This is a genomic window from Microbacterium sp. KSW4-4 (assembly GCF_023091185.1).
Classification (GTDB): domain Bacteria; phylum Actinomycetota; class Actinomycetes; order Actinomycetales; family Microbacteriaceae; genus Microbacterium; species Microbacterium paraoxydans.
In genome coordinates, this window is sequence record NZ_JAHWXJ010000002.1 from 389,047 (window position 1) to 409,177 (window position 20,131).

Below are 20,131 nucleotides of genomic sequence, written 5' to 3' on the forward strand. Positions count from 1 at the left end.
GCCCCATTCCCGGAGGAAATGGGGCCATTCAGGCGATTCGAACGGGGTTACCGGGCCAGGAACTGCGTCAGGGCGGCGTTGACCTCGTCGGCGTGGGTCCAGAGGAGGCCGTGCGGGGCGCCCTCGACCTCGACGTACTCGGCCTCGGGCACGGCCTGGCGGAAGCGGCGGGCGGTCGCGTCGATCGGCAGGATGTTGTCCTTCGTGCCGTGCAGGATCAGGGTGGGCTTGCCGGCGGCGGCCACGGCCTTCACGTCGTCGCGGAAGTCCTCGATCCAGGTCGGCACCACGGCGTACGCGGCGACCGGGGCGCTGGTGACGGAGAGGTTCCAGTTCGCGTCGACGACCTGCTGGCTGATGCGCGTGCCGAGGTTCTCGTCGAGGTTGTAGAAGTCCGTGTAGAACTGGGTGAACCAGGCGTAGCGGTCGCCCTTGGCGGCGGCCTCGATCCCGTCGAAGACCTCCTGCGGCACGCCTTCGGGGTTGTCGTCGCGCTGCACCAGGAAGGGCTCGAGCGACGCGAGGAAGGCGAGCTTCGCGACGCGCTCGTGGCCGTAGCGGCCGACGTAGCGGGCGAGCTCGCCGGTACCCATCGAGAAGCCCACGAGCACGACGTCGCGGAGGTCGAGGGTCTCGAGCACCGTGTTCAGGTCGGCCGCGAACGTGTCGTAGTCGTAACCGGAGCCGACCTTGGAGGACTGGCCGAAGCCGCGGCGGTCGTAGGTGATGACGCGGTACCCCTGGGCGAGGAGCTCGCGGGTCTGGCGTTCCCAGCTGTGGCCGTTGAGCGGATAGCCGTGGATCAGGACGACCGGCTGGCCGCTGCCCTGGTCTTCGTAGTAGAGCTCGATCGGGGTGGTGTTCTCGGTGCCGACGGTGATGTAACCCATGATGTGTTCCTTTCGGTGCCGGTGAGAACGATCGTTCTCGCCTGATGTGATCAATCTAGAGAACGTTCGTTCTCGTGTCAAGTAGACTTCTGGACATGACCGAAGACGAGGCCCGCGAACGTATCCTCTCCGCCGCGGAGGAGCTGTACTACCGCAAGGGCTACGCGGCGGTCGGCATGGACGAGCTGCGGACTGCCGCCGGCGTGTCGTTGCGGCGCGTGTACTCGCTGTTCCCGGCGAAGACCGACATCGTCGCGGCGGTGCTCACCCGGAAGCACGCCGAGTGGGAGCAGGGGCTCACGGCGGCGGTGGCACAGAGCGGCGACGACCCGCGCGCCCGCCTCCTCGCGGTCTACGGCTACCTCGAGGACTGGTTCTGCAGCGACGGGTTCCGGGGCTGCGCCTTCATCAACGCGTTCGGCGAGCTCGGGGGGACGAGTCCCGAGGTGGCCGCGATCGTCCGCGCGCACAAGGCCTCGTTCCAGCAGTACATGGCGGAGCTCGTCGCGGCCACCGGTGCCCCGGCGGGTCTGGCCGCCCAGCTCTCTCTCCTCGCGGAGGGTGCGCAGAGTACCGCGGCGATCGGCGCCGACCCGGAGGCCGCCGTGCACGCACGCCGCGCCGCCGAGGTCCTGATCGACGCTGCCCTCGCTCCGGCCTGACGCCTCCACTCGCTAACCTGGTTAGCGAAACGAAGGGGGACTGTCAAGGCCACTGCCTTCTGCTCCCGCCCCGCGTAGGGTGCCGGCATGGAGACTTCGACGAAGGGCATCGCCCGCCAGAGCCTCGTGATCGCCGCCGCCGTGTTCATGCTGATCGCCGCGGCCGTCGGCGCCGGCGCGTTCGGCGGTGACTCCGTCGACGAGCTGCAGAACGGCGCGCTCTCGGCCCAGGGGTCGTACCTCGCCCCCGCCGGACCGGCGTTCTCGATCTGGTCGCTCATCTACCTCGGACTCCTCGCCTACACCGTGTGGCAGGCCCTCCCCGCGCAGCGCCAGGACGAGCGTCAGCAGGCGGTCGGCGGCTGGATCGCCCTCTCCCTGGTCCTCAACGGCGTCTGGCTGGTGACCGCGCGGTACCTGACGCTGTGGCTCACCGTGCTCGTGATCGCGCTGCTGCTCGCGACACTCGCGCGCATCATCGTGCTCCTCGGCCGGTTCCCCGCCCGCTCCCTCGCCGACCGCCTGCTCACGGGCGGGGCGAACGGCCTGCACTTCGGCTGGGTCACGATCGCGACCGTCGCCAACACCGCCGCCTGGCTCACGCAGACCGTCCCGGGCCTCGGGGCGGACGCCCCCGACGCCTGGGCCGTCGCCGTGCTCGTCGTCGTGCTCGTGATCGGTGCCGCGTCGGCCTGGTTCACGGGCCGCCTCGCTCCGGCGCTGGCAACGGCCTGGGGGCTGAGCTGGCTCGCGGTCGGGCGGCTCACCGGTGAGCCGGAGAGCACGCCCACCGCCGTCACCGCGATCATCGTCGCGGTCCTGCTCGTCATCGTCGGCGTCGTGGCGGTCCTCCGGCGGCGTCGCCTCGCCGGCACGCGCGACCGCGCCCCGCTCGGTCGTTAGAGGACCAGCCGGTACCCCATCCCCGACTCGGTGAGCAGGTGGACCGGCGACGAGGGCTCCTGCTCCAGCTTCTTGCGGAGCTGCGACATGTACAGCCGGAGGTAGCCGGAGTCGGATACCTGCGCGCTGCCCCAGATCTCCTTGAGGAGGTCCTGCCGGGTCACCAGCGCGCCGGGGTGCCGTGCGAGGTGCTCGAGCATCCGCCACTCGGTCGGCGTGAGGTGCACACGGGTGCCGGCACGGGTCACGGTCTTCGTCGCGAGGTCGACGACGACATCCCCGAACGCGACCACGGACTCCCCGTTCGCGGCGACCGCGCGGCGGGAGAGCGCCCGGAGCCGGGCCAGCAGTTCATCCACCTGGAAGGGCTTCGTGACGAAGTCGTCCGCCCCCGCGTCCAGCGCCTCGACCTTGTCGGCCGAGCCCGTCCTCCCCGACACGACGATGATGGGCACGCTCGTCCAGCCGCGGAGGGCCTGGATCACCTCGATGCCGTCGAGCCGGGGCATGCCGAGGTCGAGCATGATGAGGTCGGGATGGGTCTGCGCCGCGGCGGCGATCGCGGCGGCGCCATCGGCGGCCACGACGACCTCGTACCCGTGGGCCGCGAGGGTGATCCGCAGCGCCCGCACCATCTGGGGGTCGTCGTCGGCGATGAGGAGCTTCACTCCGTGCCCTCCGTGTCGGCGGTCCCTGCGGCGAGCGGCAGGGAGATGACCATGGTGAGTCCGCCCCCAGGGGTGTCCTCCGGTGTCAGGCTACCGCCCATGCCCTCGGTGAATCCGCGGGAGAGGGCGAGCCCGAGCCCCAGCCCGGTCGTGTTGTCGGTGTCGCCGAAGCGCTGGAACGGCTGGAAGATCGCATCGCGCCGCTCGGGGGCGATCCCCTCGCCGCGGTCGACGATCCGGATCTCCGCCCGATCGCCCAGCCGGCTGCTCGACACGAGCACACGGCTGCCCGCCGGCGCGTGCCGGTGGGCGTTGGCGAGCACATTCACGAGCACGCGCTGGAGCAGCACCGGGTCGGCGTGCAGCGGCGGGAGGTCGGGATCGAGCGCGAGCTCGACGTCGGCGGGGCCGAGGCCGAGCTCGTCCACGGCGGCGAGCACGGGGCCGGCTGCGTCGATCCGCTGCGCCGAGACGGCGAGCACCCCCGCCTCCACCCGGCTCACGTCGAGGAGGTCGGTGACGAGGGTGGAGAGCGTCGCGAGGCTCTCGTCCGCGGTCTCCAGCAGCTCCGCGCGGTCCTCGGCGGACAGGCCGTGCGCGCCGCGGAGGCCGCCGATCGCCGCGACGGCCGAGGCGAGCGGCCGCCGCAGATCGTGACTGACGGCGGAGAGGAGGGCGCTGCGCACCTGATCGGTCTCGGCGAGAGCCTCCGCCTCCCGTGCCGTGGCTCGCAGATCGGTGTGCTCGATGGCGGCGGCGAGCTGGGCGACGATCGCGTCGAGCAGGCGGCGCTCCGGACCGGCGATCGGCTCGCCGTTGAGCTCCAGCACGGCCCGCGGTCCCCCACCGGACGCGACCCCGACCGGGATGGTCGTGGCGCGGCCGTCCGGCACGGGCTCGCCGTCGCTCGCCAGCACCTCCCCGGACGGGGTGAGCAGCCGCACCCCGCTCAGCCCGAACGCCTCCCGCGTGCGGCTGACGAGGGCGAGCACGGCGTTGTCGCCGCGGAGGACATTCCCGGCGACGGCCGCGAGGAGCTCCGCCTCGGCGGTCGCCCGCTGCGCAGTCCGCGCCCGGCGGGCGGCCTGGTCGACGATGAGGCTCACGAGGATCGCGATGATGACGTAGAGGGTGAGCGCGAGCACGTGCAGGGGGTGCGCGATCGTGATCGTGAACAGCGGGGCGACGAAGAGGAAGTCGAGGGTGATGCCGGAGAGGACCGCCGCGAACACCGCGGGGCGGATGCCGCCGATGAGGGCGACCACCACGACGAGGAGCTGGTAGGCGAGCACCTCGGCCGTGATCGACTCCGGGCTGCGGACCGTGAACATCAGCCAGGAGAGCAGCGGGCCGAACACCAGGGCCACGCCGAACCCCAGCGCCTGACGCCGCCAGCCGAGCGCACCGCCGGTGATGCGGGGGAGGGCGAGCCGGCCGCCCGCCGCGGCGTGGGTCACGATGTGCACGTCGATATCGCCCGAGCGGCGGATGACCTCGGCGCCGATGCCCGGCCCGGTGAGCGCGGCGGCGAGGCGGCCGCGCCGACTGACCCCGATCACGAGCTGCGTGGCGTCGGCACCCTGGGCGAACTCCACCAGTGTCGCGGGGATGTCGTCGCCGACCACCTGATGGTAGCTCCCGCCGAGCGACTCGACGAGGGAGCGCTGCGCGGCCAGGGCGCCGGGGGTCTCGTCGCGCAGCCCGTCCTGGGCGGTCACGTGCACGGCGAGCAGCTCCCCGCCGGCGGACCGGGCGGCGATGCGGGCCCCGCGGCGCAGCAGCGTCTCGCCCTCCGGGCCGCCGGTGAGGGCGACGACCACCCGCTCGCGTGCCTGCCACGCTCCGGCGATGCCCTGTTCGGCGCGATAGCTGCGGAGCGCGCTGTCGACCTCGTCGGCGAGCCACAGCAGCGCGAGCTCCCGCAGCGCGGTGAGGTTGCCGAGGCGGAAGTAGTGCGAGAGCGCGGCGTCGATGCGCTCCGCGGGGTAGACGAGGCCCGCGGCGAGGCGGTCGCGGAGCGTCTGCGGCGCGAGGTCGACGACCTCGATCTCGTCGGCGGCGCGGACCACCGCGTCCGGGATGGTCTCGCGCTGGGCGATCCCGGTGATCTTCTCCACGACCGCGTTCAGCGACTCGATGTGCTGCACGTTCACGGTGGTGACGACGTCGATCCCTGCGTCCAGCAGCTCCTCGACGTCCTGCCAGCGCTTGGGATTCCGCGAGCCGGGGGCGTTCGTGTGCGCGAACTCGTCCACGAGCGCGATCTCCGGGCCGAGGGCGAGCACCGCGTCGAGGTCGAGCTCGGAGAGGACGACCCCGCGGTGGGCGTCTTCCCGGCGCGGCACTTCGGGCAGCCCGGACGTGAGGGCGGCCGTGGCCGCCCGGCCATGGGTCTCGACGATCGCGATGACGACGTCGCGACCCTCGTCACGGAGCCTCCGGCCCTCGGCGAGCATCTCGAAGGTCTTCCCGACGCCCGGCGCGGCGCCGAGGAGGACGCGCAGTCGCCCGCGGCGGTTCCGGTCCGTGGCGGGGCGCAGCGGCCGCTCTGCGCTCATGCACCCTCCCGGTCGTCGAGTGCGAGATTCAGCTCCGCGACGTTGATGCGCTCCTCGCCGAGGAACCCCAGGTCCCGCCCTTGAATCCTAGACTCCACCAGCGCCCGGACGTCGTCCTCCGGCAGGTCGCGGGCGGCGGCCACCCGCGGCACCTGGAGCATTGCGTACGCGACGCTGATGTGCGGGTCGAGACCGGAGCCGGACGCGGTCACGGCATCCGCGGGCACCGCGGACGGATCGACCCCCTCCCTCGCGGCGATCTCGGCCTTCCGCGCGGCGATCTCGGCGACGAGGTCGGGATTCTCCGGCCCGAGGTTGCTGCCGCCCGACGAGGCCCCGTCGTACCCGTCGCCGGCCGCCGAGGGGCGGGACTGGAAGTACTCCGGCAGGGCCTCGCCCTCGGCATCCGTGAAGGACTGGCCGATGAGCGCGCTGCCCCGGTCGCCGGGGAGCATCGAGCCGTTCGCCTGTGCGGGGAGGAGGAGCTGGCCGATGCCGGTGACGAGCAGCGTGTACCCGACGCCGAGGACGAGGGTGAGGACGAGCATCGCGCGGACGGCGACACCGGCGGTGCGCATCGTGGTGCGGGTGGTGGACGACATGGCGTTCCTTTCGAGCCCGGTCAGAAGCCGGGGAGGAGGCTGACGAGGAGGTCGATGAGCTTGATGCCCACGAACGGGGCGATGACCCCGCCGAGGCCGTAGACGAGCAGGTTGCGCTGCAGGATCTGGGAGGCGCTCGCCGGCCGGTACTTCACGCCACGGAGCGCGAGCGGGATGAGGAACACGATCACGACGGCGTTGAAGATGATCGCGCTCGTGACCGCCGAGGCCGGCGAGTGCAGCTGCATGATGTTCAGCGCCGCGAGTCCGGGGAACACGCCCATGAACATCGCCGGGATGATGGCGAAGTACTTCGCGATGTCGTTCGCGAGCGAGAACGTCGTCAGCGCGCCGCGGGTGATAAGCAGCTGCTTCCCGATGCGGACGATGTCGATGAGCTTGGTCGGGTCGGAGTCGAGGTCGACCATGTTGCCGGCCTCCTTGGCCGCCGAGGTGCCCGTGTTCATCGCGACGCCGACGTCGGCCTGGGCGAGTGCCGGGGCGTCGTTCGTGCCGTCCCCGGTCATCGCGACGAGGCGCCCGCCCTCCTGCTCGCGGCGGATGAGGTCGAGCTTGTCCTCCGGGGTGGCCTCGGCGAGGTAGTCGTCGACGCCGGCCTCGGCCGCGATGGCCTTCGCGGTGAGCGGGTTGTCTCCGGTGATCATGACCGTGCGGATGCCCATGCCGCGCAGTTCGTCGAACCGCTCTCGGAGGCCGTCCTTGACGATGTCCTTGAGGTGCACGACCCCGAGGATCCGCGGGGTCCCTGAGCCTGTCGAAGGGCCTGAGTCCGGCTGGGTCCCTGAGCCTGTCGAAGGGCCTGAGCCGGACTGGGTCCCTGAGCTTGTCGAAGGGCCCTGCACCGCCACGACGAGGGGCGTGCCGCCGCCCGAGGCGACGTCGTCGGTGAGGGTCGTGAGCTCGTCATCGGGGGTCTGTCCCAGCCAGGCGGCCACGGCCGAGGCGGCGCCCTTGCGGATCCGCGTGCCGTCGGCGAGGTCGAGACCGCTCATGCGCGTCTGCGCCGTGAACGGGACGACGACGGCGTCCGCCGGGGCCTCGACGCGGATCCCGCGGGCGTCGGCGAGCTCGACGATCGACGCGCCCTCCGGCGTCGGATCGGCGAGGGAGGACAGGGCGGCGGTATGCAGCAGCTCCGCGGCGTCCACTCCGGTGAGCGGCAGCACGGCGTGGGCGCGGCGGTTGCCGTGGGTGATGGTGCCGGTCTTGTCGAGGAGCAGCGTGGTGACGTCGCCCGCGGCCTCCACCGCCCGCCCCGACATCGCCAGGACGTTGCGCTGCACGAGACGGTCCATGCCCGCGATGCCGATGGCGGAGAGGAGCGCGCCGATCGTGGTCGGGATGAGGCAGACGAGCAGGGCGATGAGGACGGGGATGCTCACCGGCGACGCCGCGTACGAGGCGATCGGGTTCAGCGCGAGGACCACCACGACGAACACGATCGACAGGCTCGCGAGGAGGATGTTCAGGGCGATCTCGTTCGGGGTGCGCTGCCGGCTCGCCCCCTCGACGAGGGCGATCATGCGGTCGACGAACGTCTCGCCGGGCTTCGACGTGATGCGCACGACGATCTGATCTGACAGCACCCGGGTGCCGCCGGTGACGGCACTGCGGTCGCCGCCGGACTCGCGGACCACGGGGGCGCTCTCGCCGGTGATGGCTGACTCGTCGACCGTCGCGATGCCCGCGACGATGTCGCCGTCGCCCGGGATGAGCTCGCCCGCGGTGACGATCACGAGGTCGTCGCGCTGCAGCTCCGCCGACGACACCGTCTCCGTCGGCGCTTCGACGAGCTCAGCGACCCACTCCGCGCCCCCCTGGGTCCCCGAGTCGATCCCCTGGGTCCCTGAGCTTGTCGAAGGGCCCACCACCCGCCGCGCCATCGTCTGGGTGCGGGTGTTCCGCAGGCTCGCGGCCTGGGCCTTGCCGCGCCCCTCGGCCACCGACTCCGCGACGTTCGCGAAGAACACGGTCAGCCAGAGCCAGATCGCGATGCCCCAGGTGAACGCCGCCGGGACGGGGGTGCCGCCGGACGGGGCGGGCCCGCCGAGGAAGGGCTCCGCGATCGCGAGGACGGTCGTGAACGCGGCGCCGACCCACACGAGGAGCATCACGGGATTGCGCACGAGCGTCGCGGGGTTGAGCTTCCGGAGGGCGCCGGGGAGCGCCTGCGCGAGCTGCGCCCCGCCGAAGGAGCGCGGCGGGCGGGCCGCGACGGCGGGGGCGTCCTGCTGTTCGGGAGGGGTGGTCAGGAGGGTCATGGTCAGAGTCCTTCGGCGAGCGGTCCCAGTGCGAGCACGGGGAAGTAGGTGAGGGCCGTCACGACGACGGTCACGGTGAGGAGCAGGCCGACGAACTGCGGCCGGTGGGTGGGGAGCGTGCCGGTCGTGGCCGGCACCCGCTCCTGTGCGGCGAACGATCCCGCGAGGGCCAGCACGAGCACGATCGGGAGGAAGCGCCCGAGCAGCATCGCGACGCCCAGGGCGGTGTTGAACCACGGGGTGTTCGCGGTGAGGCCGGCGAACGCGGAGCCGTTGTTGTTCGCGGCCGAGGTGAACGCGTAGAGCACCTCGCTCATGCCGTGCACGCCCGGGTTGAGGATGCTCGTGGACTCCACGTCCTCGCGGATGCCGGGGATCGCGAAGCTCAGGGCCGTGCCGCCGAGGACGAGCACCGGGACCACGAGGATGTAGAGGCTCGCGAGGGTCATCTCCCGCGGGCCGATGCGCTTCCCGAGCCACTCCGGGGTGCGGCCGACGAGCAGCCCGCCGACGAAGACCGCGACGATCGCGAGCACGAGCATCCCGTACAGACCGGAGCCGACGCCGCCCGGAGCGACCTCGCCGAGCATCATGTTCAGCATCGGCATCATGCCGCCGAGCGCGGTGTACGAGTCGTGCATCGAGTTCACGGCCCCGGTCGAGGTGAGGGTGCTCGCGCTGCCGAAGAGGGTCGAGCCGAGGATGCCGAAGCGCTGTTCCTTGCCTTCCATCGCCGCCCCGGCGAGTTCGGGCGCGGCGCCGCGTCCCGCCAGCTCCAGGGCCGAGAGTGCGGCGAGCGAGGCGAGGAACAGGGTGCCCATGACCGCGACGATCGCGTACCCCTGCCGGTGGTCGCCGACCATTCGGCCGAACGTGCGGGGGAGGGCGAACGGGATCACCAGGATCAGCAGCACCTCGAGGAGGTTGGTCCACCCGGTGGGGTTCTCGAAGGGGTGGGCGGAGTTGGCGTTGAAGAACCCGCCGCCGTTGGTGCCGAGCAGCTTGATGGCCTCCTGTGACGCGACCGGACCGCCGGGGATCGTCTGCGTGCCGCCGGAGACCGTGGCGACATCGGTGAAGCCGTTCACGTTCTGGATCACGCCGCCCGCGAGCAGGGCCACCGCGCCGATCAGGGCGAGCGGGAGGAGCAGCCGCCCCAGACCGCGGGTGAGGTCGACCCAGAAGTTGCCGATCGTCGCGGAGCCGCGGCGCGCGAGCCCGCGGATGAGGGCGATGGCGATGGTGAGGCCGACCGCGGCGGAGACGAAGTTCTGCACCGTGAGGCCCGCGAGCTGCACCGTGTAGCCCATGGTCTGCTCGGGCGAGTACGACTGCCAGTTGGTGTTCGCGACGAAGGACGCGGCCGTGTTGAACGCGAGTCCCTCCGGCACGGTGGGCAGGCCGAGCGCGGCGGGGAGGAAGGCCTGGAGCCGCTGCAGCCCGTAGACGAGCAGGAGTCCGACGAGCGAGAAGAGCAGCACGCTGCGGGCGTAGGCGCGCCAGGTCTGCTCGGAGCGCGGGTCGACGCCGATCAGCCGGTAGAGCCCGCGCTCGACGCGCAGGTCGCGGCCGGAGGTGTAGACGTGCGCGATGTAGTCGCCGAGGGGGCGGTAGAGGAGCACGAGTACGACCACAACGGCCGTGATCTGGAGGACGCCGTACAGGACCGTCGCGTCCATCAGAAGCGCTCCGGGGCGACGAGCGCCACGACCAGGTAGACGACCGCGGCGACGGCGAGGACGGCGGCGAGGATCTCGAAGACGATCATGCGCGGTCCACCGCCTTGGCGATGAGGGACACGAGGGCGAACAGCGCCAGGGTCAGCGCGAGGTAGATGATGTCGAGCACGTCCTCGATCCAACTGCGCCGCCTGGTCGCATCCCTCGATCCTCACGTTTCCCCTACGCCCACCCCCCGGATGCATGCGGGTTGCTCACGGAGACGGCCTTCGAATCGCGCACCTGGTCCCAAACCCGCCGCCGATGCAGCCAGGTGCGCGATTCGAAAGGGGGCGCCGGCCCTATGCTCACGAGGTGGGGATCAGAAGGATGCGGATCGGGACGGGGACGGGGATCGTCGCCGGGCTCGTGGTGGCCGCGCTCGGGTGCGTGCTCACGGGGTTCCTGCCGCGCACGGACGCCGGTGCGCTCGGGGAACGGATCGCGCCCGTGCTGGGGTTCGTCGTCGCGATCACGATCGTCGCCGAGCTCGCCCGTGACGCGGCGGTGTTCGACGTCGTCTCGCAGCGCCTCGCGCGCTGGGGTCGCGGCCGCGTGGTGGTGCTGTGGGCGCTGGTGGTCGTGCTCGCCGTGGTGAGCACCGTGTTCCTCTCGCTCGACACGACCGCCGTGATCGTCACACCGGTCGTCGTCGTGCTGGCGCAGAGCATCGGCGTCTCCCCGCTGCCGTTCGCCCTGGCCACCGTCTGGCTCGCCAACACCGCGTCCCTCGCGCTCCCGGTCTCGAACCTCACGAACCTGCTCGCCGCGCCCGCGATGGGGGAAGGGCCCGGGGCGTTCATCGCGCTGAGCTGGGCGCCCACGCTCGTGGGGATCCTGGTGCCGGTCGCGATCCTCACGGTCCTGCATCGGCGCACGGTCTTCGGTACGTATGAGATGCCCGAGCCCCGACGCCCCGCCGACCCGACGCTGTTCTGGAGCGCCACCGGCGTCCTCGTCGTGCTGATGCCGCTGCTCGCGCTCACCCACGACGTGTGGATCCCCGCTACGGTCGCGGCTCTCGCGTTGATCGCGCTGTTCGCCGTCCGTCGTCGCCACGCCCTGCGATTGTCCCTCGTCCCGTGGCAGGCGCTCGCGCTCGCCGCGTCGCTGTTCGTCCTGGTCGAGTCCGCGCACGCGCAGGGGCTGCTCGACTTCCTGACCTCACCGACCGCGAGGGGCGACTCTCTCGGCGACCTGTTCCGGCTCGCGGCGCTGGGAGCCGTGAGCGCGAACGCGATCAACAACCTCCCGGCCTACCTCGTGCTCGAACCCGCTGCAGGGGACCCGGTCGCCTTGATGGCCCTGCTGATCGGTGTGAACCTCGGTCCGCTCATCACGCCGTGGGCCTCGCTGGCGACGCTCCTCTGGCACCATCGCGTGACGGCGCTCGGGGTCGAGATCCGCTGGGGCCGCTTCGCGCTCTGGGGGGCCGTCGCCGCGGTGCCCACCGTCGTCCTGGCCACGCTCGTCCTCTGACCCCGTTTCGAATCGCGCGCTTTGCTGCACATCCGGCCGAGATGGAGCACAGTGCGCGATTCGAACGGGGGTCAGACGCGACGCATCTCGGCGGCCAGGGCGGGGTGGACGGCGTCGAACCGGGCGGCGATGCGCTCGCGCACCTCGGGGGCCTTGTTCTGGCTGAGCTTGGCACGCGCATCGAACCGGGTGACCCGGAGCCGCAGGCCCACCGTGCCCTTCGCGGCTCGTCGGGTGCCCGCCTCGTCCTCCGCGAGGCTCCGCCCGTGCGGCTGCCCACTCTCGAAGTGGTCGGTGAGCCGGGTGAGCATGGCGTAGTTCTCCTCCGCGGTGAGGATCTCGGGGGTGCCGGAGAGGTGCGCGGTGACATGGTTCCAGGTCGGCACGAGGTCCCCCGGCGCATAGACGCTCGAGGACACGTAGTCGTGCGGCCCCTGGATGATCACCAGGATCTCGTGTCGACCGAGTTCGTGGAGCTCGTCGTCCGGACGCCCGAAGTGGCTCACGAGCACGATGTCGTCCTCGTCCTCCTCGAGCAGCACCGGGTAATGCGAGGCGACGAGGCCGCCGGAGGCCGGTGAGACGAACGTCGCCCACGGGTGGGCGCGGATGAGGCGCTTCACCTCGTCGGGGTCGGTCATGAGGTAACGGGGGGTGTGACGCACGGCGCCTCCTGTCGGGTGGGGGTGGGGGTGGGACGAGAGCTGCGGGTGCGGACGGCGAGTCCGGCGCACAGGACGACGGCGAGCCCGCCGAGCACCGTGGCCCCACCGACGTCCTCATGGAAGAGGAAGGCGGCCCAGGTGATGCCCATGACGGGCTGGACTAGCTGGATCTGACTCACCTGCGCCATCGGGCCGATGGCGAGGCCGCGGTACCAGGCGAAGAATCCGAGGAACATGCTGACCGCGGCCAGGTAGGCGAACGCGAGCCACGCGGTCGGGGTGGCGATGGGCGGGGCGGCGACCCCGGCGGCCACGGCCACCGCGAGCATCACGGGGGCGGCGAGCACAAGCGCCCACGAGATCGTCTGCCAGGCGCCGAGCTCGCGGGCGAGCAGGCCGCCCTCCGCGTAGCCGACCGCCGCCGCGATGACGGCGCCGAACAGCTGGAGGTCGGCGGGGCGAAGGGCGCCGGGGGTGCCGTTCTGCAGGGTCGCGAAGACGAGGGCCGCCGCGGACCCGAGGAGCGCGAAGACCCAGAACGAGGCGGACGGGCGCTCGCGGGTGCGCAGCACGACGGCCACGGCGGTCGCGGCGGGGAGGAGGCCGATCACGACCGCCCCGTGGCTCGCCGGCGTCGTGGTCATCGCGAACGAGGTCAACAGCGGGAAGCCCGCGACCACGCCGAGGGCGACGATCGCGAGTCGTGCCCACTGGACCGGGCTCGGCGGCTGCTGACGGGTGGCGAGGAGGACGAGAGCGGCGAGCACGGCGGCGACGACCGCGCGCGCGGAGCCGATGAACAGCGGCGAGAGTCCGCCGCCGAGGGCGACCCGCGTGAACGGGAGCGTGAACGAGAAGGCGACGACGCCCAGCAGCCCCCAACCGGGACCGGCGGCGCGGGATAGCAGTGTTCCGTTCGGACGGATAACGCTACTGTGTTCTTTCATGAGTCAGGATAGCACCGCGCGGATCGTGGCCGGCCTGCGGGCGTGGATCGCCACGGCCGCTCCCGGTGCCCGCCTCCCCTCGAACCGCGCGCTCACGGCCGAGTACGCCGCGAGCCCCGTGACCGTGCAGAAGGCGGTGCAGCAGCTCGTCCGCCTCGGGCTCGTCGAGGCGCGACCCGGGGTCGGCACCTTCGTCCGCGCCGCGCGCACGGTCCTTCCGGCGGACTACGGCTGGCAGTCCGGAGCCCTGGGAGCGGCCGCCGTGCGCCTGGACGGTCTCTCCTCGGCGCAGCGCCCGACCTCGCCGGACGCGATCGGGCTGCACTCCGGGTATCCGGCTCCGGATCTCCTCCCCGAGCGGCTCGTCCGCCAGGCCCTCGTGCGCGCCTCCCGCACCGGGTCCGCCCTCACCCGCTCGCCCGCGGCCGGCGAGCCGGGGCTGCAGGAGTGGTTCGCGGCGGAGCTGGCAGCGGCGGCCCCGGCGGGGATCACGGTGCCGACCGCCCGCGACGCCGTCGTCATCTCCGGGAGCCAGAGCGGACTGAGCTCGATCTTCCGGGCGGTCGTCGGCGTCGGCCGGCCGCTGCTCATCGAGTCGCCGACCTACTGGGGCGCCCTGCTCGCGGCGGAGCAGGCGGGGGTCGCGCTCGTTCCCGTCCCCTCCGGCTCGCAGGGCCCGGATCCGGACGCGGTCGACAGGGCGCTCGCCGAGACCGGAGCCCGGGCGTTCTACGCGCAGCCCACGTTCGCGAACCCCACCGGAGCGCAGTGGCCGGCGGCGACCGGTGAGGCCGTGCTCGACGCGGTCCGTCGCCACGGAGCCTTCCTCATCGAGGACGACTGGGCGCACGACCTCGGCATCGACGCCGACCCCCGCCCCGTGGCCGCCTCCGACCACGACGGCCATGTGGTGTACCTGCGCTCGCTGACGAAGAGCGTGTCGCCGTCCCTGCGGGTGGCGGCGGTGATCGCCCGCGGTCCCGCCCGGGATCGCATCCTCGCCGATCGCGCGGCCGAGTCGATGTACGTCAGCGGTCTGCTGCAGGCCGCCGCCCTCGACGTGGTGACGCAGCCGGCGTGGCGCACACACCTCCGCGGCTTCCGGGAGCAGCTGCGCTCGCGGCGCGACCTGCTGCTGTCGTGCCTGGCCGCGCAGGCGCCGACCGCGCTGGTGGAGGCCGTGCCGGTCGGCGGGCTGAACCTCTGGCTGCGGCTGCCCGACGGCACCGACGCCGCCGCGGTCGTCCGGGAGTGCGCGGCGCGCGGCCTCGTCATCGCGCCGGGGAGCGAGTGGTTCCCCGCGGAGCCCTCCGGCTCCTACGTGCGGCTCAACTACGCGAGCGCCGACCCGTCCCGCTTCCCCGAGGCCGCGACGATCCTCGGCGCGGTCCTCGCCGGAACCTGACCGCCGCCGTCAGGACTCGGACGGCGGCCCGGCGGGGCGGTGCGCTCGGCGTCCGGCCACCACGACCGGCCGCCCCGCCCGCTCCTGACCGGGCAGCGGACGGGAGCGCCGGCCGTAGATGAGTTCGGACGAGTCGAGCAGCCACGGCACCAGGGTGATCGACACCCCGTGCACGAGCATGAGCTGGTTCGCGAGGCGGCGGGCGCGCCGGTTGTGCAGGAAGTTCTCCCACCAGTGCCCCACGATGTACTGCGGCAGGTAGACCGTGACGACGGAGGAGCCGTGCTTCTCGCGGTACTGCCGGATGAACTGCGTCACGGGCTGCGCGAACGAGCGGTACGGCGACTCGACGATCACGAGCGGCACCGGCACGAGGTGGTCGGTCCACTCCTGCTGCAGGCGCGCGGCGTCGTCCTGCGACACGGCCACGTGCACGGCGAGGGTCTTGTCGTGCTTGGCGGCGATCGCGTAGTCGATGGCCTTCATGACCGGCTTCTGCAGATGGTTCACGAGGACGATGGCGACGTCGCCGGAGGCCCCGAAGCGGGTGGTGTCGTCGATGGCGATCTCGTGCTCGACGTCCCGGTAGTAGCGCTTGACACCGATCATGAGGAACGCGAGCACCGGGATGGCGAAGAACACGAGGTAGGCGCCGTGCGTGAACTTCGTGATCGTCACGATCACGAGCACGAGGACGGTCAGCGTCGCCCCGGCGGAGTTGATGAGCAGCCCCACGCGTGCAGAACGCCGGTCAGCGGCGCCGTCGCCGTTCGGCGGGGCGGGTGCCCGGAGCAGCCGTCGCCAGTGCCGCACCATGCCGATCTGGCCGAGGGAGAAGGAGACGAAGACGCCGATGATGTAGAGCTGGATCAGCGTCGTCAACCGGGCCTGGAACACCACGAGCACGGCGATCGCGGCGATCCCGAGGAGGATCATGCCGTTGGAGAACACGAGCCGGTCGCCGCGGGTGTTCAGCGACTTCGGGGCGTAGCCGTCGCGGGCGAGCACGGCGCCGAGCAGGGGGAAGCCGTTGAAGGCGGTGTTCGCCGCGAGGAGCAGCACGCAGGCCGTGGCCGCCTGCACGATGAAGAACGGGATGCTGCCGCCGCCGAACGTCGCCGCGGCGATCTGCGCCATGAGGCTCGGCTGCGGGTTCGTGCAGTCGAACCCGATGAGGTCGCAGGGGTTCTCGGCGTAGTGCACGCCGGCGATGAGGGCGAGGGCGGTGAGTCCGGAAAACAGGCAGATCGCGATGGTCCCCATGAGCACGAGGGTCGACTGGGCGTTGCGCACCTTCGGGGCCCGGAACGCCGGGACGCCGTTCGACACGGCCTCGACTCCGGTCAACGCGGAGCAGCCGCTGGAGAAGGCCCGGAGGATGAGCAGCAGCACGGCCGCCTGGCTGAGGCTCTCGGCCTGCACGGCGAACTCCGCGCTGGACGCGATCGGGGCGTCGCCGAGCGCCGTCCGGACGAGCCCGGTGACGATCATGACGCCGACCGAGCCGATGAACACGTACGTGGGGATCGCGAACACGAGCGACGCCTCCCGCACGCCGCGGAGGTTCACGATGATGATGAGCACGACGAAGCCGACCGCGAGCTCCACGCGGAGCGGATCGAGCGCCGGTACCGCCGAGATGATGTTGTCCACCCCCGACGCGACCGACACGGCCACCGTGAGCACGTAGTCGACGAGGAGGGCCGCGGCCACGATCACCCCGGGGACCTCGCCGAGGTTCTTCGACGCGACCTCGTAGTCGCCGCCGCCGGAGGGGTACGCCTTGATGAGCTGCCGGTAGCTGAGCACCACCACGAGAAGCAGCACGACGACGGCCGCGGCGACGAGCGGGGTGAACGACAGGAACGTGAGGCCGCCGATGAGCAGGATCATCACGAGCTCCTGCGGGGCGTAGGCCACCGAGCTCAGCGCGTCCGAGGCGAAGATCGGCAGCGCCATGCGCTTGGGCAGGAGCTGCTCGTCGACCTGGGCGCTCGTCAGCGGGTCGCCGAGCAGGATGCGCTTGGCGCGCGGCGGCGCGTCCGGGGTCGGCCTCGTTTGTTCTGACACGTCCGGCGACACTACGCCGACCGGAGGTGCCCTCACGCGATCCTCACGGAATCCCTACGGCCCGGTGGCGCTCCCTCACGGAATCCTCACGGCCTCCCGGTATCCTTGCGTCAGTGGGGGATCAGGTGGTTCTGGGGGTCATCGCCGTGGCGATCGGCCTGGCCGCGGGCGTCGTCCTCTTCGTGCCCTTCGTCGCGATCAGTTATCGTCGCCGCGGACGCCTCTCGCTCGGCCGCACGCTGCTCTGGCTCGCGGCGCTCGTCTACTTCTGGGCCATCTGGACGTACACGCTGCTGCCGCTGCCCGATCCGGACGCCATCCGGTGCGTGGGGGCGATCACCGACCCGATGTCCGTGGTGCGCGATGTGCAGAAGGCGTTCGCGGCGCCGGGCAACCCGCTGCGCCAGCCCGCCCTGCTCCAGCTCGTGTTCAACGTGCTGCTGTTCGTCCCGCTCGGGGCGTTCCTCCGCGTGCTGGGCGGCCGCGGCCTGCCGACCGCGCTCCTCGCCGGCTTCGGGCTCTCGCTGCTCGTGGAGACCACGCAGCTCACCGGGGTCTGGGGTCTGTACCCGTGCGCCTACCGCTTCTTCGACGTCGGCGACCTGATGACGAACACGACCGGAGCCGTGCTCGGCTCGGTGCTCGCGCTCGTCGTGCCCCGCTCGCTGCGCGGCCTGCAGGCCCGGGCGGATGCCGACGAGCCGCGCCCTGTCACCCGTGGTCGCCGCGCGCTGGCGATGCTGTGCGACGGACTCGCGAACGGCTTCGTCGTGCTCGCCGGGGGCGTCGCGGTGCAGCTCTGGCTCGAGTACGTCGTGCAGGACCGTCAGGCCGTTCTCGACGGCACCCTCGCCGGCACGGTGAGCACGGCGGCCGCCTGTGCGCTGTGGCTCGTGGTCATCCTCGTCACCGGCCGCTCGGTGGGAGACCTCGCCGTGCAGCTGCGCTACACCGGGTCGCGGCTGCCGGCCGCGCTCGCCCGGCTGCTGCGCTGGGCGGGCGGCATCGGCGGACTCACGGCTCTCGGGATGCTCGGCGGGGTGTTCGACGCGCTCTCCTCGGTGCTGATCCTCGTCGCGATCGTGCTGCTGTTCACCACCCGCCAGGGGCGCGGCCTCCCCGGTCTCCTCTCCGGCCAGCACCTCGAGGACGCCCGCGTCGCGCTCTCGAATCCACAGGGGTTTCCGATCACGGATCGATAACGTCGTCCTCATGAGCGTGATCCCCGTCGACGAGCACCTGATCTCCGAGGCGAAGGAGCTCCGCGACCAGCTGCAGCGCTTCCTCCGCGAGTACGAGTTCGGGATGCGCGAGGTGGAGACGAAGATCTCGATCCTCCGCGACGAGTTCACCCACGATCACGCGTACAACCCGATCGAGCACGTGAAGAGCCGGCTGAAGTCGCCGGACAGCATCGTCGAGAAGATCGCCAGGAAGGGCATCGACGACCCGGACTTCGACCGCATCCGTGCCGAGATCACCGACATCGCCGGAGTGCGCGTGACCTGCAGCTTCGTCGCCGACGTCTACCGGCTGTTCGATCTGCTGACCGCGCAGGACGACGTGACCGTCCGCACGGTGAAGGACTACATCGCCAACCCGAAGCCGAACGGGTACAAGAGCCTGCACGCCATCATCGAGGTCCCCGTCTTCCTCTCGACGGGCGCGCTGTCCGTGCCGGTCGAGGTGCAGTTCCGCACCATCGCGATGGACTTCTGGGCGAGCCTGGAGCACAAGATCTACTACAAGTTCTCCAACCAGGTGCCCGCGCACCTCGTCGACAGCCTCAGCGACGCGGCCGATGCCGCTGCCGAACTCGACACCCGCATGGAGCGGCTGCACCGCGAGGCCCATGGCGTGCCGCAGCGGCAGCTCGCGCCGCCGCCTCCGCCCGCGCCGGGGATCGTCGAGGTCTGAGCACCCCGAACGGGGTCAGGCCAGGAACTCGCGGGCGGCGGCGGACATCGCCGTGACCCCGACCTCGATCGTCGGATGGATCTCCGGCGCGAAGAACGGCGAGTGGTTCGTGGGGATGTCCTTCTCCACGGTGCCCGCCGCGACGGCCTCGGCGAACCTGGCGGGGTCGACGCCGCCCCAGAACCAGAACACGAGCGGCACCTCGGCGTCGCGGGCGAACCAGGAGACGTCCTCGCTGCCGGTGAACATGCCGGGGTCGACGACGGCCGACTCTCCGAGCGCCCGACGCAGCGCCGCCGAGACCCGCGCCGTCGCCTCCGCGTCGTTGATCGTGGCGGGGAGCGTATGCTGCGTGTGGATCTCCGGCTCGCGCTCCGCGCCGGAGGCCATCGCCTCGGCGCGCACGATCCGCTCGACGCTCGCCAGCACCTTCTCCCGCACGTCCTCATTCGGGTAGCGGAGGCTGAGCTCGAGCTTCGCCTCGGCCGGGATGATGTTGTTCTTGAGTCCGGCGTGGATCGAGCCGACCGTCACCACGGCCACGCCCTGCGGGTCGATCTCGCGCGAGGTGATCGTCTGCAGGCGCATCACGGTCGCGGCCGCCATCACGACCGGGTCGATCGTGGCGTGCGGGCGGGAGCCGTGGCCGCCGCGGCCGTGCAGGGTGACGGTGAGGCCGTCCGACGCGGCCATCTGGGTGCCGCTGCGCACGCCGATGATCCCGGCGGGGAGCGGGGTGACGTGCTGACCGAGCACCACGTCGGGCTTCGGATAGCGGTCGAGCAGACCGTCGTCGAGCATCGCCCTGGCCCCCGCGCCGTACTCCTCGGCAGGCTGGATGAGCACGACGAGAGTGCCCGACCACTCCGCGCGGGTCGCGACGAGCTTCTCCACCGCGCCGATCATCGCGGTGACGTGCATGTCGTGACCGCAGGCGTGCATGACGGGAACAGTCGTGCCTGCGGGGTCGACGCCTCTCGCGGTGCTCGCATATGCGAGGCCCGTCTGCTCCTCGACCGGGAGCGCGTCCATATCGGCGCGCACCCACACCACCGGCCGCGGGAACTCCTCATCCTGGGTCCCTGAGCCTGTCGAAGGGTTCCGCAGCACCCCGACCACGCCGGTCACCCCGACGCCTTCTTCGACCTCGAGGCCCAGGTCGCGCAGGTGCTGGGCGGCGATGCCCGCGGTCCTGGTCTCCTGGAACGACAGCTCGGGGTGCTGGTGCAGGTCGATGTAGAGCGCTTCGAGGTCGATCGTCATGGCCAGAGCCTAGCCGGGTGTGCGCCGAGACCCCGGCGTTCCGCCGAGACCCCCGCTTCGCCGCGCCGGGAGGGCGGGGTCTCGACGGGAACGTGGGGTCTC

The 20,131-nt window shown here is 71.8% G+C and carries 17 protein-coding genes; 6 read left to right on the forward strand and 11 right to left on the reverse strand.

Annotation, left to right across the window (positions count from 1 at the left end; translation table 11 throughout):
* Positions 1 to 47: 47 nt before the first annotated feature.
* Positions 48 to 890 (reverse strand): alpha/beta fold hydrolase, encoded by an 843-nt coding sequence (locus KZC57_RS11490; protein ID WP_025104019.1) that lies wholly within the window; start codon positions 888 to 890, stop codon positions 48 to 50.
* A 95-nt stretch (positions 891 to 985) separates the two neighbouring features.
* Between KZC57_RS11490 and KZC57_RS11495 the strand changes: the two genes are divergently transcribed.
* Together KZC57_RS11495 and KZC57_RS11500 are read left to right on the forward strand one after the other, a co-directional pair.
* Positions 986 to 1,552, forward strand: a complete 567-nt coding sequence (locus tag KZC57_RS11495; protein ID WP_247641810.1) for a TetR/AcrR family transcriptional regulator — start codon at positions 986 to 988, stop codon at positions 1,550 to 1,552.
* 87 nt (positions 1,553 to 1,639) lie between these two features.
* A complete protein-coding gene (locus tag KZC57_RS11500; protein ID WP_247641811.1) occupies positions 1,640 to 2,455 on the forward strand; it encodes a TspO/MBR family protein in 816 nt (271 codons plus the stop codon).
* Here the strand turns inward: KZC57_RS11500 and KZC57_RS11505 are convergent.
* The 6 genes from KZC57_RS11505 to KZC57_RS11530 are packed head-to-tail and all read right to left on the reverse strand — an operon-like array spanning position 2,452 to position 10,333.
* Complete coding sequence (locus KZC57_RS11505; RefSeq protein WP_308194422.1) at positions 2,452 to 3,123, reverse strand: response regulator; 672 nt, start codon at positions 3,121 to 3,123, stop codon at positions 2,452 to 2,454. The two genes, KZC57_RS11500 and KZC57_RS11505, sit on opposite strands and share 4 nt — an antisense overlap.
* A complete protein-coding gene (locus KZC57_RS11510; RefSeq protein WP_083370984.1) occupies positions 3,120 to 5,681 on the reverse strand; it encodes an ATP-binding protein in 2,562 nt (853 codons plus the stop codon). Before KZC57_RS11510 ends, KZC57_RS11505 begins: the two co-directional genes overlap by 4 nt.
* Positions 5,678 to 6,283: a potassium-transporting ATPase subunit KdpC gene (kdpC, locus tag KZC57_RS11515; RefSeq protein WP_105949121.1), complete on the reverse strand. Its 606-nt coding sequence runs from the start codon at positions 6,281 to 6,283 to the stop codon at positions 5,678 to 5,680. The genes KZC57_RS11510 and kdpC overlap by 4 nt, the downstream gene beginning before the upstream one ends.
* Positions 6,284 to 6,303: 20 nt before the next feature.
* On the reverse strand, positions 6,304 to 8,565 hold the full coding sequence (gene kdpB / locus KZC57_RS11520; protein WP_247641812.1) for a potassium-transporting ATPase subunit KdpB: 2,262 nt from the start codon (positions 8,563 to 8,565) through the stop codon (positions 6,304 to 6,306).
* A 2-nt stretch (positions 8,566 to 8,567) separates the two neighbouring features.
* The gene (gene kdpA / locus KZC57_RS11525; RefSeq protein WP_247641813.1) at positions 8,568 to 10,244 is read right to left on the reverse strand and encodes a potassium-transporting ATPase subunit KdpA; all 1,677 of its coding nucleotides are present in this window, start codon (positions 10,242 to 10,244) and stop codon (positions 8,568 to 8,570) included.
* Positions 10,244 to 10,333, reverse strand: coding sequence for a potassium-transporting ATPase subunit F (locus KZC57_RS11530; RefSeq protein WP_036292752.1), 90 nt, complete (start codon positions 10,331 to 10,333; stop codon positions 10,244 to 10,246). The genes kdpA and KZC57_RS11530 overlap by 1 nt, the downstream gene beginning before the upstream one ends.
* A 280-nt stretch (positions 10,334 to 10,613) precedes the next feature.
* On the opposite strand from KZC57_RS11530, the gene KZC57_RS11535 reads away from it, so the two are divergent.
* Positions 10,614 to 11,762, forward strand: coding sequence for an SLC13 family permease (locus tag KZC57_RS11535; protein WP_247641814.1), 1,149 nt, complete (start codon positions 10,614 to 10,616; stop codon positions 11,760 to 11,762).
* A gap of 71 nt (positions 11,763 to 11,833) precedes the next feature.
* Here the strand turns inward: KZC57_RS11535 and KZC57_RS11540 are convergent, their stop codons facing one another.
* Positions 11,834 to 12,427: an FMN-binding negative transcriptional regulator gene (locus tag KZC57_RS11540; RefSeq protein WP_247641815.1), complete on the reverse strand. Its 594-nt coding sequence runs from the start codon at positions 12,425 to 12,427 to the stop codon at positions 11,834 to 11,836.
* Positions 12,400 to 13,374: a DMT family transporter gene (locus KZC57_RS11545; RefSeq protein WP_247641816.1), complete on the reverse strand. Its 975-nt coding sequence runs from the start codon at positions 13,372 to 13,374 to the stop codon at positions 12,400 to 12,402. The genes KZC57_RS11540 and KZC57_RS11545 overlap by 28 nt, the downstream gene beginning before the upstream one ends.
* Here KZC57_RS11545 and KZC57_RS11550 point away from each other — a divergent pair.
* Positions 13,373 to 14,779, forward strand: a complete 1,407-nt coding sequence (locus tag KZC57_RS11550) for a PLP-dependent aminotransferase family protein (RefSeq protein WP_247641817.1) — start codon at positions 13,373 to 13,375, stop codon at positions 14,777 to 14,779. The two genes, KZC57_RS11545 and KZC57_RS11550, sit on opposite strands and share 2 nt — an antisense overlap.
* 9 nt (positions 14,780 to 14,788) lie before the next feature.
* Here KZC57_RS11550 and KZC57_RS11555 read toward each other — a convergent pair whose 3' ends face one another.
* Complete coding sequence (locus KZC57_RS11555; protein ID WP_276550785.1) at positions 14,789 to 16,738, reverse strand: APC family permease; 1,950 nt, start codon at positions 16,736 to 16,738, stop codon at positions 14,789 to 14,791.
* Positions 16,739 to 16,962: 224 nt separating this feature from the next.
* On the opposite strand from KZC57_RS11555, the gene KZC57_RS11560 reads away from it, so the two are divergent.
* Both KZC57_RS11560 and KZC57_RS11565 read left to right on the forward strand, forming a co-directional pair.
* A complete protein-coding gene (locus KZC57_RS11560) occupies positions 16,963 to 18,051 on the forward strand; it encodes a VanZ family protein (protein ID WP_060923334.1) in 1,089 nt (362 codons plus the stop codon).
* 10 nt (positions 18,052 to 18,061) lie between these two features.
* Positions 18,062 to 18,766 carry a GTP pyrophosphokinase family protein gene (locus KZC57_RS11565; protein ID WP_025104005.1) on the forward strand — a complete coding sequence of 235 codons (705 nt, stop codon included), beginning with the start codon at positions 18,062 to 18,064 and terminating at the stop codon, positions 18,764 to 18,766.
* Between the two features lie 15 nt (positions 18,767 to 18,781).
* On the opposite strand, the gene KZC57_RS11570 is transcribed toward KZC57_RS11565, so the two are convergent.
* Positions 18,782 to 20,029: an amidohydrolase gene (locus KZC57_RS11570; RefSeq protein ID WP_247641818.1), complete on the reverse strand. Its 1,248-nt coding sequence runs from the start codon at positions 20,027 to 20,029 to the stop codon at positions 18,782 to 18,784.
* Between the last annotated feature and the right edge of the window lie 102 nt (positions 20,030 to 20,131).